We start from the raw sequence: 13,961 nt of genomic DNA on the forward strand, positions 1-13,961 counted from the left end.
CCACTTCTGCTTTCAGCCGACGGTGACGCCGTTCTGGTAGACGGCGCGGACGGCCTGCTTCAGCGTTCCGGCCTTCACGTGCTGCTCGGCGTCACCCTCCACGAGAACGAGGTCGGCGAGCTTGCCCGGGGCGAGCTCGCCGAGTTCGTCTCCGAGGCGCAGGAGCTCGGCGGCGGACGTGGTGGTCGCGTGCAGCGCCTCGGCCGGGGACATGCCGTACTCGACCATCAGGCTCAGCTCGTTCAGGTTGTCGCCGTGCGGGCCCACGCCGGAGTCGGTGCCCATCGCGATCTTGACCCCTGCCTGGTGCGCCTTCTGGAACGACTGGAAGTGCTGCGTGACCACGGCGTTCGCCTTCTCGAGGATGACGTCCGAGATCGCCATGCCGGCCGCGGCCTGGTCGAGCACCATGCGCGGGGCCATCAGCGTCGGCACGAGCCAGGTGCCGTTCTTGAGCATCTCCTCGACGCCTTCGTCGGTGAGGAAGACGCCGTGCTCGATGGACCGCACGCCGTTGCGCACGGCCGTGAGGATGCCGTCGCCGCTCATCGCGTGGGACATCACGGCGATGCCCGCGGCGTTGGCCTCCTGCACGATCATCGCGATCTCCTCGTCGCGGAAGTGCGCGTGCCGGGGGTTGCTGCGCGGCGACATCACGCCACCGCTGGACGCGATCTTGATGATGTCGGCGCCGTGGCGGACCAGCGTGCGGATGACCTTGCGCAGCTCCTCGGGCCCGTCGGCCACGGTGTCGGGCAGGCCGGGGTGCAGCGGCGGGGACACGTGCGCGCCGCACTGCATCCAGTCGTCGTTGTGGCCGCCGGTCTGCGAGACCATGTTGATCGCGATCTGCATGCGCGGGCCCTGGACGAGGCCGCGCCGCACCGCCTCCGCGACACCGAGGTCGGCGCCGAGCGCGTCGCGCACCGTCGTGATGCCGCACTGCAGCGTCGCCTTCATGTTGCCGATCGCCTCGTAGAACGGCAGCGAGAACGGCGTGTTCAGCGACCGCACCAGGTCGGCGCCGCTGAACATGAAGTGCACGTGGCAGTCGAAGAGGCCCGGCAGGATCGTGTGGCCGGTCGCGTCGACCGCGGTGTCGCCGTCGAGTCCGATGCCCACGTCGACGATGCGGTCGCCCTCCACGACCACGTCGCCGGGTTCGGTCGTCCGGCCGGTGAAGACCCGGCCCCCAGAGAACACGATGCGCGTCATACGCGGGAATCTATGCCGCGAGTCAATTTTTGTGATCGGTCAACAAATAACTCTGAGCCTTGCTAACAAGTTCTGTTAACGTCCTGGCCGTGCGCCCTGAAGACCTGCAGCTGCTCACCACGCCCGGCACCGTCGCCGTGTCCGGAGACCTGGTGCTGGTCAGCATCACCACGCCCGACCTCGACGAGAACACGTACCGGGGCGGTCTGCACCGGGTGTTCCCGGACGGCACGACCACACCGTGGACGCACGGTGATCGCGACAACGCGCAGCGCATTTCTCCCGACGGCAAACTGGTCGCGTTCCTGCGTGTCAGCGGGAAGTCGAAGCCGCAGCTCTACGTCGTTCCCGTGGACGGCGGCGAGCCCCGCAGGCTGACCGACCTGCCGCTGGGCGCCGGTGCCCCGGTGTGGTCGCCCGACTCGTCGCGCATCGCGTTCGTCGCCCGCGTGCCCGAGGAGGGCCGTTACGGCACGACCGACGACGGCCCGGAGGCCGAGGCGCCGCGCCGCATCACCCGCCTCGACTACCGCGTGGACGACGTCGGCTTCCTGCTCGACCGCCGCCCGCGCGTGCACGTCGTGGACCTGGAGGGCTCGGTCACGGCGGTGACCGACGGCTCGCACGACGTCTCCGACCCGGCCTGGCTCGACGACTCGACGCTGGTGTTCGTCGCGCCGCGCGACCTCGGCGCCGTCGAGACGCTGCACTCCGACCTCTACACCGTGCCCGCCGCGGGCGGCACCGCCTCGCTGCTGGTGCAGGCCGCAGGCGAGGCGTCGATGCCGTTCGTCGCCAACGGCTCGTTGTTCTGGCTGGGCACCGAGTTCACCGGCATCGACGCCGTGGCGCGCAACCAGGGCCTGTGGAAGGCCTCTGTGGACGGATCGGGTGCCGTTCGGCTGACCGACGTCGAAACCGTTGACGTGGAACGACTTTCCGGTCAGCCCGTGGCCGATGCCGACGGTGTGCTGCTCGTCGTGCGCAACCGCGGCGCGCTGGAGCTGCGGCGGATCCCGTTCGACGGCGGCCAGGGCGAGGTGCTGGCGGGTTCCTCCGCTGCGGTCCGGTCCTTCGCGACCGACGGGTCCACTGTGGTCGCCGTGGTGTCCACTCCGGACAGTCCGGGCCAGGTCGAGTTCGTCGGAACCGGTGTGCGCACGGCGTTCTCGTCGGTCCCGGCGCGTCAGGTCGTGGAGCTCTCCGGCTCCGCCTCCGACGGCTACCCGGTGCACGGCTGGCTCGTGCTGCCCGAGGGCGAGGGCCCGCACCCCGTCGTCATGGCCGTGCACGGCGGCCCGTTCATGTACCACAGCTGGGGTTTCTTCGACGAGGCCCAGGTCTACGCCACCGCCGGGTACGCCGTGGTGCTGCCCAACCCGCGCGGCTCGGCGGGCTACGGCCAGGCCCACGGCCAGGCGGTGATCGGCAAGTTCGGCTCGGTCGACGTGGACGACGTGCTGTCGTTGCTCGACGTCGCACTGGAGCGAGACGATCTCGACTCCGAACGCGTCGGCGTGATGGGCGGCTCCTACGGCGGCTTCATGACCTCGTGGCTCTCGGCGCACCACGGCGAACGCTTCCGCGCCGCCTGGTCCGAACGTGCCGTCAACGCCTGGGACTCGTTCGGCGGCTCGTCGGACATCGGCTACTTCTTCGCCGACGCCTACTGCGGCACCGACCCCGAGGCCCAGCGCGCGATGTCACCGCTCACCTACGCCGAGAAGATCAACATCCCGTTCGCCGTCGTGCACTCCGAGCACGACTGGCGCTGCCCGCTGGAGCAGGCGCAGCGCATGTTCGTGGCGCTCAAGCGGCGCGGGGTGGAGACGGAGATGCTGCTCTTCCCGGGCGAGGGGCACGAGCTGACCCGGACGGGGCAGCCGCGGCACCGGCGGCAGCGGTTCGACGCCGTGCTCGAGTGGTGGGGCCGCCACCTCAAGGCCTGACCCGAGGTGGCGCTGCTCCGGTCTCGCGCCGGAGCAGCCCCATCCGGTCAACCTGTCAGTGCGCTGCGAAGGCCTGGAACCGGGCCAGCAGCTGCTACGTGGCTGCGGACGCCGCGAGCTGCTGCCGGTCGCCCTGGATCGTCCACGCCTCCAGCCGACGCGCCTGGGAGGCGTTCGCGGGCATCCGCGTGTTCGTGGCTTCGCGCGGCTCCACGGAAATCACCCCAGCAGTGTGTAGTTGAGCTCTTCGCACACGCGCGCCAGCGGCAGATCCAGACCCGGATGGTCCAACGGCAGCAGCACGTCCGGCGCCGCCGGCAGTCCCGAAGCCCCCGGCGGGTCCCACAGGCAGATGGCCGGGTCGCCCGAGTCCATCGACGACCGGTACCAGAGCCCGTCCAGCTCCGGATAAGCCGCCCGAATCGCCCGCGACCACGCCTGCGTCACCAGCTTCGGCCCGGTCGAGATCTCCTGCGACGCCCCGACCCGCGTCGGCCACAGCCCGCCCAGGTCCAGCAGCCTCAGGGTGCGGCGTGGGCGCAGCACCACGAGGAACGGGGAGCGGGTGCGCCGGTCCACGATCGAAGTGGCCTGGAAGACCTCGGCGATCGACGTGCGGACGGAGAGGCCGAAGTACAGGACGCCGTTCTCGTGGTCCTGGACCGGGCTGCCGTCGTCTGCCGGCTGTTGCGCGTCGAAGCGGGCGTGGGGCAGGGGGCCCGTGTAGCGGAACGTGTTCCAGCGCTGGGGGTGGGAGCCCTTCGCCGTGAACACGCGCACCAGGCGGGTGGCCCGGTGCACCGCGACGACGTCCTCGGTGCGGCGCAGGTGTGCTTGGAGCACGGCAGGGGCAGGCGGCTGTGGAAGCCGTGACATTCGGGTCCTGTCGGGTGTCCGGGAACGCGCTCAGGCCGGTGTGCCGAGTGCGGAGGCCAGGGTGGCGACGCGGCGGGGGTCTCCTCCTGCGAGGAGCCAGTCGCGCGGGGTCGCGGGCTTGCCGTCTACGGGCAGGTCCTCCTGGTCGGTGGTCATGAACGCGGCGACGACGAGTGCCGGTTGGTCCGGCGGGATCTCCGCCAGGACGGTTTCGAGGCCCGGCAGGACGCCGGTGCCCGCGAACTGCCACGCGGGCAGGCGCCAGCTGCCCCTGTCCTTCCAGCCGACGAGCCTGCCCACGCCGAGGCGGTGCCGGATGCGGCTGGTGTCGACCTGGAGCTGGCGCGCGGCCTCGTTCACGGTCAGGGCCGAGTCGCGCAGGACAGCGTGGGCCACGACGGTGCGGGTGCGGGCACGCGCGTCGGCCGGGCCCGCCGGGGAGAGGTCGAGGCCCACGTCGGTGAGCGCCGCCTGCTGGTCCGGCGTGAAGTAGGTGGCCGGTTCCGGGTGCGGTGGGGCGAGCCTGCGTGCCGCGTCGGACACGAGGGCCAGGAACTCGTCGGGGCTCACCTGCAGGCCGGCCTTGGCCAGCACCGTCTCCAGCGCGGGGCTCATGCGCACAGAATATCCCGTGCGTGCGCATTTGTGCGCCCTACGAACGGCTCAAGCTGGAATGGTCGACGTTGCGCGGTCACGCCGCGACGCTACGTGAGATTTCCCGGTCCGGACCGGTGACGTGGGCCTCATCTGGCACATCGATACCATTCCCGGATGCAGCTCGACCGCACCGCCAAGCGGGTCGTGGTGGCGTGGGCCGCCGTCATGGTGGCCACGCTCGTCTACGTCATGTACCGCCCGCAGGAGTTCTCGCTCGACCTGCGCGTCTACCGCAACGGCGGGGTGGCGTTCCTCAAGGACCTCCCCCTCTACGTCGACGGCTTCGCGAACCCGCTGGGCGGGCCCGACCTGCCCTTCACCTACCCGCCGATCGCCGCCGTGCTGTTCAGCCTGCTGGCGCTCGTGCCGCTCGGGGTCGCGATCTTCGTGGTGGCGGCTGCGAACCTCGCGGCCCTCACCGCGTTGTGCCTGATCGCGGCGAGTCGCGTGGTCGGCTGGGGGCCGAAGGCCGTGGCGTGGGGACTGGGCGCGGCGGCGGTGTCGTCGATCTTCGACCCGCTGCGCGAGACGTTGTGGTTCGGGCAGATCAACCTGCTGCTGGGCCTGCTGGTGATGGCCGACTGCCTGCTGGAACGCACCCGCTGGTGGCCTCGGGGCGCGCTGATCGGGCTGGCGGCCGCCATCAAGCTCACGCCGGCGTTCTTCGCCTTGTTCTTCGTGGCGCGGCGGCAGTGGAAACCCGTGTTCGTGTCCATCGGCTCGTTCTTCGCCTTCGGGCTGTTGGGGGCCCTCATCTCGTTCGGCGACGCGAAGGAGTACTGGACGCACGCGCTGCTGGATCCGGGCCGCGTCGGGCGCCTCACCTACACCGCGAACCAGTCCCTGCGCGGTGTGCTGGCGCGGTTCGGCCTGGAGAACGGTGCGCAGGTCGGCGTGTGGCTCGTGCTGTCGCTTCTCGTCGTGGCGTCGGTGTGGTGGTTGGCGTCGCAGCTCGGTGACGTCGAGGCGTTCTTCGTCGTGGCGATCGGCGGCCTGCTGATCTCGCCGGTGTCGTGGGGGCACCACTGGGTCTGGATCGCGCCCGCGCTCGTGTTGCTCGCACGACCGGCCCTGCGCCGCCAGTGGGCATCGTGGGCGATCATCGCCGTCTTCGCGGCCGGGCCGCACTGGTGGTTCCCCAATGACAACGACGTCGAGCGCGACTGGGCGTGGTGGCAGCAGGTGGTCGGCAACCTCTACGTGTTCGTCGGGGTCGCCGTGCTGGTCACGCTCGCTGTGCGTGTCGTGCGCGCCCGTCGGAGAGCCGCTTCAGCCGCAGGCTGAACAGCACCAGCACCACGCCCCACAGGATCGCGAACACGCCGATGGTGATCACGAACGCCAGGGCGCCCGCGGCCGGGTTCGTGATCAGGATGATGCCGAGCAGCACCGTCAGCGCGCCGGTGACGACGTAGAACCACTCGTTCGTCATCACCTTGCGCAGGCGGATGGCGTCGACTATCTGCAGCACGCCCGTCACGAGCGCCCACGCGGCGATGAGCAGCAACAGCGCGTTCGCCGTGATGCCCGGCAGGAACAACGCGATCAAGCCCGTGACCAGGCCGAGCACGCCGATCAGCCCGAGCGCCCAGCGTGCGGGCCACTCCTTGTGGGTGAGGGTCAGGTACAGCGTCATCACGCCGTCGAAGAACGCGTAGGCGCCCCAGAGGATGATCAACGCCAGCAGTGTGAGGCCCGGCCAGACCAGGGCGGCCAGGCCGAACAGGACAGCGAACACCCCGCGCACCGTGAAGAGCCACCACCGTTGCATGGCCAGGATCGTCTCGGCTGTCGCGGGGCTCGGCAACCTGAGACCCTCGTTCGGTGCTGATCCGAGTGGCTGACTGGGAACGCATCCGGTCCGGCGAGGTCACGCTGCAGTTCCGGCGGTGGAAGCGGCCGACCGTGCGGGCCGGCGGGACGTTGCGGACGTCGCTGGGCGTCCTCGCGATCGACGCCGTGGACGTGGTGTCCCGCGTGACGCGCGCGGAGGCGGTGGCCGCCGGGTTTCCGACCGTCGCCGCCCTGAAGTCCTTTGTGGACGGATGGGAAGGTGTGCTTTACCGCATCCGCCTGCGTTATCTGGGTGAAGATCCGCGCATCGAGCTGCGTTCGTCGTCCGATGTGGACGGACTGGAGCTCTCCGGCGACGCCGTGGCGTTGCTGCGGCTGATCGCCGCGAACCCGGCCGTGCGGGCCGCCGACCTGGCCGCCTCGGTGGGCCGCGAGAAGCTGCCGTTCAAGGCGGACGTCCGCAAGCTCAAGGCCGAGGGGCTCACCGAGTCGCTGGAGGTGGGGTACCGCCTCTCCCCGCGGGGAGAGGCGTACCTGTGCACCCTCGACCGGGGCTAGGACCTAGCCCTGGCCCGTGATGATCGAGACCGCCCGGTCCTGCGTCTGCTCGTTCACCTCGGCGACCTGGAAACCGCGCGCCACCGCGTGCGCCACCAGCTCGGGCTCCGGCGGGAGGCCGTACTTGCGCAGGTAGTGCGGCACGGCGCCGGCCCAGATCCAGGTGCCGTCGGTGCGGAAGTTGAGCGGCACGTCCTGCTCGCCGCTCTGCGAGAACTCGTCGAGGTCGTAGCTGCGCGCGGCCAGCACGACCGGCGCCGATTCGAGGTAGTTCAGCAGCCCTTCGAGCAGCTGCGGGTCGACCGGCTGGCGGTTGACCACGATGCGGCCGTCGTCGTTCTTGCCGTCGTACACGCGGGCCGTCCGCAGCTCACCGGAGGCCGCCTGCTGGTCCGGCTGGGACGCCGGGACCTGGAACTCCTGCTGCTGCGGCGCCTGCTGGGGCTCCGGCTCGGGCGCGGGCAGCGGCGGCAGGCCGACGCGCTGGCGCCACCAGTCCGGGATCTGCCGGTCCGGGCGCGGGAACGTCTGCAGCTCGTCGCGGAAACCGATGGGCGGCGGCGCGTTGCGCCAGCGGGGCTCGTCCTCGGCGTTGAAGTCCACCGTGAACGCCGCGGGCGCCTCGATCTCGTACGTCGCGCTCAGCCACGTGCCGCGCTCGGGGTGGTACATGCCCCCGCGCAGGTGACCGAACATCTGCACGACGTCCATCGGCGGCCGCACCGGGCGCAGCTGGCCGTCGGGCCCCGCGAACGCCAGGTCGACCTCGATGTGCCGGCCCGCGGCGCGGTACTCGGCACGGATGCGCTGCCAGCCCTGCGGTACGGCCGGCAGCATGGCACGGCCGATCTGCCGCACCAACTGCTGCTGGTCCTGCTCGCTCAGCGGTGTCGCCGGCTGGCTCATGTGGTCCTCGCCCCTCTCCCCGTGAAAGCCCGCTGATCTTATCGGGCCTCCGCGACGCGCGCGGGCCGGTCATGCACCTTGCGCCGTTCACACAACTCCGAGTGGGTGTCCGGCCCGGTGGTTCAGAGCTGCTTCTCGCCGACCCGGGTGCCGTCGAGGAGGTGCTGCGGCAGGTAGTCGGACTCGACGGTGATGCCGACGCCCGCGTCCCTGTCCTTGTCGTGCGTGCCCGGCGCGAAGCCGTCGTCGCCGGTCTTGGACCGGGTGCCGTCCGGGAGGATCTCGGGGTCGCTCGTGAAGACGCGGCCGTGGCTGTCGGTCCAGGCCGGCTTGGTCGGCGCGAGGACCGGCGCGTCGAGGTGCCGGGACAACTGCTGGGCGAAGTCGTTGCTACCCGCGTCGCACCCGATCAGCCTCACCGGCCGGCTGCCGTCGTACCCGCCCCGGCGCAGCATGTCGGCGTACTCGGCCGGGGTGCAGTCGTGGCCACCGATGCGGGCGTGGCCGTCCGGGGTCTGCTCCGCGTGGCGGGCGTGGGCCTCTTCCGGGGTCGGGCGGGGCGTCCGGGTCGTGGCTGTTCGGGATTGCCCTCGTCAGCGGTTCGACCAGGTGCCCCGCACCAGGTTCTCGGGCAGGTAGTCGGACTCGACCTCGACCGGGAAGCCGTTGTCGCGGCCGAGGATCGCCATGGCGAGGACCGGCAGTGCGACGAAACCGGAGGGGTCGTCCGCGAGGTCCGCCTGGCTCCAGTAGTCGCGGTGCCCCGTGGTCGCCTGCACCAGCGCGTCGTGGAATTGCTCGGACGTCCCTCGGAGCACGCGGTACAGCATGTTCACCGGCGGGTACGCGACCAGCAGCATGTACTCGCGGGACGCGAACTTCGCGTTCTCCGGATCGCTCAGGTCGATCACCGACTCGAGCAGTTCCGGCGAGATCGGGTCACCGCTCAGGAAGCGCTGCAGCGTCTCGATCCACGGGTGGACGTACTCCTCGACCTTCGCGCCGCTGCCGCGCAGCGTGTACTTGCCGACCGCGCACAGCTCCTGGATCCGCTCTTCGCTCCGGGTGATCACGGCGAGCCACGCCGCGGTCAGCCAGTCGACGGGAGTCGCGTGCCAGTTCGGGCCGACCACCGGCAGCGTCACGGTCTGGTCGCCGAGCTGGTACTGGACTTCCTCCTCGGACTTGGAGGTGCGGGCGAACACCGCGTTGGCCGCCTGCGAGGCGAGCACGGCGGCGCGCCACGTCTCCTCCTGGCCCGCGGTCGGGTCGAGCACCGTCAGGTAGGCGAAGCGCATGATCGCGCGACTGCGCACCGAGCCGAGGGCGTCCTCGTCACCGTCGGCGACCACGTCCTCCATGGCCGACTCGATCAGCGACTGGAGCGTGTCGACCTGCCTGCGGGCGAAGTCCGCGTCGATGTCGTGCCGGGGGATGGTCTCCATCGCGTTGTCGATCCTCACCTCAGTGGCAGACGCGGTCGGTAATCGTAACCCTCGTACGGACGGTACTTCCAACCGGTGAGCTCGTGGTCGACACCCTTCTCGTTGGTCTGCGCGCGCACTTCGACGTAGTCGAGCCGGCCGTCCTTCTTGGCCTTCCGCAGCTCTTCGGCGAGGAGTGCCTCGTCCCCGCCGCGGCGCTCCATCGCGCGCAGCGTGTCGTCGAAGTAGGCGGGGTGTCCCTGCTCGTAGTACTTGGGCTCGCCGTTGACGACGACCTTGCGCTCGCTCGGATCACCGCTGGGCGCCTTGGCCTCGTGGATGACGTAGTCGGGCTTCTGGCCGTCGAGGTAGTCGACCTTGTAGACCTGGTCGAAGTTGCTGTGGCCCGGCGTGCCCGGCGAGTGCACCGGGGTGATCTCGGCGAGCACCCGACCGGTCTTCGCGTCGTAGACCTCGAGGGTGTCGCGACTGGTGTGCGACGGGTCGAAATCGCCACCGCCCTTGGTGCGGAAGTCCACCTCCGCGTCGGGGAACGCGTGGGCGAACTGCCCGTGGACGCGATCCCTGAGCGCGTGCACGGACACCTGCTCGCCGAACGCCTCGGACGCCGCGGTCTGCGCCCCGATCGCGTCGGAACGCTCCTGGGAGCCCTTGGGCGTGTCGCGCAGGGCGTCCTGGACCTCCTGCATCTTCTCCTGGCGCGTCGCGGTCTTCTCGTCGATCTTGCGGTCGTCGGCGGCCTGCCACTCCTGGTCGTCGCGGTAGGCGTCCTGCCGGGTCTCCTGCGAGCCGTCCGCGGAGTCCGAACCGGACTCGTGCCTCGGTTCCGTCCTCGACCGGGTCTCGTCGAAACCGAGCGACTCCGCGGGCGGGCGGTCGGCCTTGAACTCCGGCGTGCCGTTGTTGAGGTTGACGGGCGGAGGCTCCATGCCGTCGACGTCCGGCGAGCGGTGCTTGTTGACCACGAGCTCGGTCTCGCCGTTCTTCGGGCGCTCGTAGTAGTGGTGCTCGATGTAGTCCTTGCTCGCGATCTTCTCGCGCGGCGACATACCGCTGGTCTCGCCGGGCTTGTCGCGCCAGTCGACCTCGTCACCGTCCGAGCCGCTGTCGCCGCGGTCGACGGCGCCGTCGGTGTCGGTGTCGGCGTCCGGGTCGTGGCGCTGGGTGTCCGGCGCGTAGCCGTCGTCGCCCGCGCTGGTCCTGCTGCCGTCGGGGTGGTGGGTCTCCCACTCGCCGTTCGGCGGGATCCTGGGCTGGCGGGTGCCGTCGGGGAGGATCTCGGCGTCGCTCGTGAAGACGCGGCCGTGCGCGTCGGTCCAGGCGGGCTTCGTGGGGGCCAGGACGGGCGCGTCGAGGTGCCGGGACAGCTGCTGGGCGAAGTCGTTGCTGCCCGCGTCGCAGCCGATCAGGCGGACGGGCCTGCTGCCGTCGTACCCGCTGCGGCGGAGCATGTCGGCGTACTCGGCCGGGGTGTACTCGTGCCCGCCGATGCGGGCCCTGCCGTCCGGCGTGACGTGGACGTCCGCCGTGAAGTAGCGCGGGTCCTCCGGCACCCGGTGGGGCAGGTCGCCCATGTCCCTGTCGCCGCCGTGGTGGGAGACGCCGGCCGGAGTGCTCTCGGCGTGGCGGGCGTGTGCCTCCGCGGGGCTCGGGCGGTCCGCGGACGGGGCGTCGGGACCGTTCGGGTCGGTGTTCGGGTCGGTGCTCGGGGAGTCGCCGTCGTGCGGCTTGTCCGGGGTGTTGTCGCGCGGCCGGTCGGCGTCCGGGCCGTGGTGGGGCGCGTCCGGGTGGTGGGGCGCGTCCGGACGGACGGGTGCGCCGGGGTGGCGCGGGGGTGCTGCCGTGTCCGTGCCGCGGGGACGGGAGGTGTCCGGGGTGTTCAGGCTGTGCGGACGCGTGCCGTCGGGGCGGTTGCCGTCAGGGCGGTTACCGGGGCCGCTGCCGTCCGGGCGGGACGGGGAGTCGGGCCGGTGGGGGGCGTCCGGGCGCGACGGGGAGTTAGGGCCGCCTTGCGGCGTGTTGGGGCCGTGCTGCGGGAAGGGGCTGTTGTGGGGAGTGTTCGGCCCGTGGGGCGCGTCGGGACGCGACGGCGCGTGGGGGCCGCCCTGCGGTGCGTTGGGGCCTGACGGGGCGTGTGGCGCGTCAGGTCGCGACGACGGCGTCGTGGTGCCGCTGTGAGGCGCGTCGGGACGGGCCGGCGGGTTGGGGCCACCGTGTGGCGCGTTGGGCGCGTGCGGGGTGTTGGGGCGTGACGGCGTGGTGCCTCCGTGCGGCGCGTCCGGCCGGGAGGTCGGTGCGTTGGGGCCGCTGTGCGGTGCGTTCGGCGCGTGGGGCGCGTTGGGACCGCCGTGAGGTGTGTTGGGGCCGCCGAACGGTGTGGTGGACGGCGCGTGCGGGGCCGCTGAGGACGGGGTCGTGGCGCGGCTCGGGGGAGTCGCGTCGGGCCGGGGCGCGGTCGGGGCGCCTCCCGTCGACGGGGAGTGCGGGGTGCCCGCCGACGGTGCGTGCGGCATGCCGCCGGACGGGGCGCCGCTCGACGGCATCGAGGGTGACGACGGTGTCGACGGCGAGTGCGGCATCGACGGCGACGTGGGCGTCGACGGGGCCGTCGGGCGGGGTGGTGCGTCCGCTCGGGCCGCCGACGTCGAGGTGTCCGGGGTGCGCGGGGCCGGGGCGCCCGAGCCCAGGTCGCCTCGGCTGCCGGGGGTGCCGGTCCAACCCTGGCCAGGGCCTGCCGGGGGACGGCCGGCCGCCGGGGAGGACGGGGCGTTGCCGCCGCCCGCGTTCGGGGCGCCGCCGCCCATCGGGCCCGCCTGGGCCGGGGTGGTGTCCGGGGTGCGCGGTGCGGCCGGTGCGTGCGGGGCGTCCGGTCGTGCCGGGGCCTCGGGCGGTGCCACCGAGGACTGGACGGTCTGGCCCGTGTTGCGGGGTGCGGGAGCGTCCGGCGTGGACGAGGGCGCGGCAGGGGCGTGCGGTGCTCCGGGGCCCGCCGGGGACGAGGGCGACGAGGGCGAGCCGTCGGGCGAACGCGGGGCCGAGGCGGAGTCGGGAGTCCGTGACGGCGAGTCGGGCGTGGAGCTGTCCGGCGTGCGGGACGGGGACGGGGCGTCCGGGGTCGACGGGCTGTCGGGCGTGCGCGACGGCGACGGGGCCGAGGGCGGGGACGCTGACGACGGCGACGAGCTGTCCGGGGCCCGCGAAGGCGCGTCCGGCGTCGAAGCCGTCGAGGGGGACGGCGGCGAGGACGGCGAAGTGTCCGGAGAGGACGGAGACGAGGGCGACGACGGCGAAGTGTCCGGAGACGAGGGCGACGACGGCGAACTGTCCGGTGTGGACGGTGAGCTGTCGGGCGACGAAGGCGTGCCGCGGCCGCCCGAAGGCGAGAGGTCCGGCGCGTCGGTGCGGTGGAACAGGCCGCCGGGCTTGATCGACTTGGTCGAGATGACGTCGAGACCGGTCACCTTGCCGACCAGCTTGCCGACGACCTTCATGATCTTGGTGAAGATCTCGACCAGGCGGCCGAGCAGCGGCGAGACCTTCTTGATGGTCTTGATGAGCTTCTGGATCAGCTCACCGATGCGCGTCGCCCACTTGGAGATCGCGGTGACGGCCTGCGCCACGATCACCGGCGTGCCGAAGCCCAGCGTGAACACGGCCTCGAGCACCCACGTGATCAGCTTCGCGACGAGGTCGGCGATCAGGTCCCGGACCATCTCGCGCACGAACCCGACGACCATGCCCATCACACCCACGACGGTGCCCACCGAGCCCGCCGTGGAGGCCGCGCCGGACAACGCGTCCAGCTGCTCTCCCGCCGCCCTGCGGTAGGAGTCTGCCGCGGCGCCCGTCCACTCGCCGGTGCCGTCGACGGCGGCCTTGTAGTCGCCCGCGATCTTGCCGAGCTCCTGCGAGACGTTGTTCCACGTCGTCGAGTACGACTGGATCACCGGCGGGTCGCCCGCCAGCCAGTCGAGCGCCTCCTTGAGCGGCTGCATGTGTTCCATCAGGAACGAGGCCGCGGACGACAGGAGGGTGCCGAACGGGTCGATCGCCATCGAGGCCGCGTCGGCGACCAGGCCGACGACGCCGAGGCCGCCCTCGATCCAGCTGCCCTCGGAGATGCCCTTGTAGGCGTCGACGGCCGAGTCGGCGATGGAGAAACCGGTCGCCCACCCGTTGTCCCCGGTGCCGGCGTTGAAGAAACCGGACGGTTCGGCAGGGGCCTGCGCCACCAACGGGTTCGGCGACGACATCAGACACCGCCCTTGAGGGTGCGGGTGATCTGGTCTTCGACGTCCTGGTAGTGCTTGGCGGTCTCGGTGACCTTCTTGGCGGTGGCGTCCATCGCCTCCGCCGCGCCCTTCAGCGCGTCCAGGCCCCACTGCTCGACCGGGTCGAGCAGCATCCGGAACGGCTGGCAGATGATCCCGTACGCGTCAGTCGGCATCGACACGGTGTTCGCCGCGTCGACCGCTCCCCGCAGTCGCCCGTGGAGGCCCTCCAAGGCCTTGGCGTGCGCTTCCAGCACGTCGGAGGTGACGTGGAAACCACCGGAAGTCAT

At 71.6% G+C, this 13,961-nt stretch carries 13 protein-coding genes; 3 read left to right on the forward strand and 10 right to left on the reverse strand.

The genetic code is table 11. The features are described 5' to 3' along the window. Positions 1–12 precede the first annotated feature (12 nt). Positions 13–1,215: a metal-dependent hydrolase family protein gene (locus BMY74_RS35625; RefSeq protein ID WP_089923550.1), complete on the reverse strand. Its 1,203-nt coding sequence runs from the start codon at positions 1,213–1,215 to the stop codon at positions 13–15. A gap of 89 nt (positions 1,216–1,304) precedes the next feature. On the opposite strand from BMY74_RS35625, the gene BMY74_RS35630 reads away from it, so the two are divergent. Further along, on the forward strand, positions 1,305–3,164 hold the full coding sequence (locus tag BMY74_RS35630) for a S9 family peptidase (protein WP_089923554.1): 1,860 nt from the start codon (positions 1,305–1,307) through the stop codon (positions 3,162–3,164). 94 nt (positions 3,165–3,258) lie between these two features. On the opposite strand, the gene BMY74_RS46730 is transcribed toward BMY74_RS35630, so the two are convergent. The 3 genes from BMY74_RS46730 to BMY74_RS35640 are packed head-to-tail and all read right to left on the reverse strand — an operon-like array spanning position 3,259 to position 4,655. Further along, complete coding sequence (locus BMY74_RS46730; protein ID WP_281245028.1) at positions 3,259–3,387, reverse strand: hypothetical protein; 129 nt, start codon at positions 3,385–3,387, stop codon at positions 3,259–3,261. Further along, the gene (locus BMY74_RS35635) at positions 3,384–4,040 is read right to left on the reverse strand and encodes an RES family NAD+ phosphorylase (RefSeq protein ID WP_030466547.1); all 657 of its coding nucleotides are present in this window, start codon (positions 4,038–4,040) and stop codon (positions 3,384–3,386) included. Before BMY74_RS35635 ends, BMY74_RS46730 begins: the two co-directional genes overlap by 4 nt. A gap of 30 nt (positions 4,041–4,070) precedes the next feature. Beyond that, complete coding sequence (locus BMY74_RS35640; protein ID WP_089923558.1) at positions 4,071–4,655, reverse strand: DNA-binding protein; 585 nt, start codon at positions 4,653–4,655, stop codon at positions 4,071–4,073. 156 nt (positions 4,656–4,811) lie between these two features. On the opposite strand from BMY74_RS35640, the gene BMY74_RS35645 reads away from it, so the two are divergent. Then, positions 4,812–5,981, forward strand: a complete 1,170-nt coding sequence (locus BMY74_RS35645; protein WP_089923563.1) for a glycosyltransferase 87 family protein — start codon at positions 4,812–4,814, stop codon at positions 5,979–5,981. Here BMY74_RS35645 and BMY74_RS35650 read toward each other — a convergent pair. Beyond that, positions 5,923–6,468 (reverse strand): HdeD family acid-resistance protein, encoded by a 546-nt coding sequence (locus tag BMY74_RS35650; protein ID WP_089923565.1) that lies wholly within the window; start codon positions 6,466–6,468, stop codon positions 5,923–5,925. The genes BMY74_RS35645 and BMY74_RS35650 overlap by 59 nt on opposite strands. Before the next feature lie 53 nt (positions 6,469–6,521). On the opposite strand from BMY74_RS35650, the gene BMY74_RS35655 reads away from it, so the two are divergent. Then, positions 6,522–7,049 carry a hypothetical protein gene (locus tag BMY74_RS35655; RefSeq protein ID WP_089923568.1) on the forward strand — a complete coding sequence of 176 codons (528 nt, stop codon included), beginning with the start codon at positions 6,522–6,524 and terminating at the stop codon, positions 7,047–7,049. A 3-nt stretch (positions 7,050–7,052) separates the two neighbouring features. Here BMY74_RS35655 and BMY74_RS35660 read toward each other — a convergent pair whose 3' ends face one another. The 5 genes from BMY74_RS35660 to BMY74_RS35680 all read right to left on the reverse strand — a co-directional run bounded on the left by BMY74_RS35660 (position 7,053) and on the right by BMY74_RS35680 (position 13,961). Next, positions 7,053–7,955, reverse strand: a complete 903-nt coding sequence (locus BMY74_RS35660; protein WP_089923571.1) for a hypothetical protein — start codon at positions 7,953–7,955, stop codon at positions 7,053–7,055. A gap of 122 nt (positions 7,956–8,077) precedes the next feature. Continuing rightward, complete coding sequence (locus BMY74_RS35665) at positions 8,078–8,410, reverse strand: hypothetical protein (RefSeq protein ID WP_245786539.1); 333 nt, start codon at positions 8,408–8,410, stop codon at positions 8,078–8,080. A gap of 138 nt (positions 8,411–8,548) precedes the next feature. Then, positions 8,549–9,400 (reverse strand): immunity 49 family protein, encoded by an 852-nt coding sequence (locus BMY74_RS35670; protein WP_143091842.1) that lies wholly within the window; start codon positions 9,398–9,400, stop codon positions 8,549–8,551. Positions 9,401–9,414: 14 nt separating this feature from the next. Continuing rightward, complete coding sequence (locus BMY74_RS35675) at positions 9,415–13,653, reverse strand: hypothetical protein (RefSeq protein WP_089923576.1); 4,239 nt, start codon at positions 13,651–13,653, stop codon at positions 9,415–9,417. Next, positions 13,653–13,961: a type VII secretion target gene (locus BMY74_RS35680; RefSeq protein ID WP_089923579.1), complete on the reverse strand. Its 309-nt coding sequence runs from the start codon at positions 13,959–13,961 to the stop codon at positions 13,653–13,655. The genes BMY74_RS35675 and BMY74_RS35680 overlap by 1 nt, the downstream gene beginning before the upstream one ends.

The sequence above is a fragment of the Lentzea albida genome, assembly GCF_900111005.1.
Classification (GTDB): Bacteria; Actinomycetota; Actinomycetes; order Mycobacteriales; family Pseudonocardiaceae; genus Lentzea; species Lentzea albida.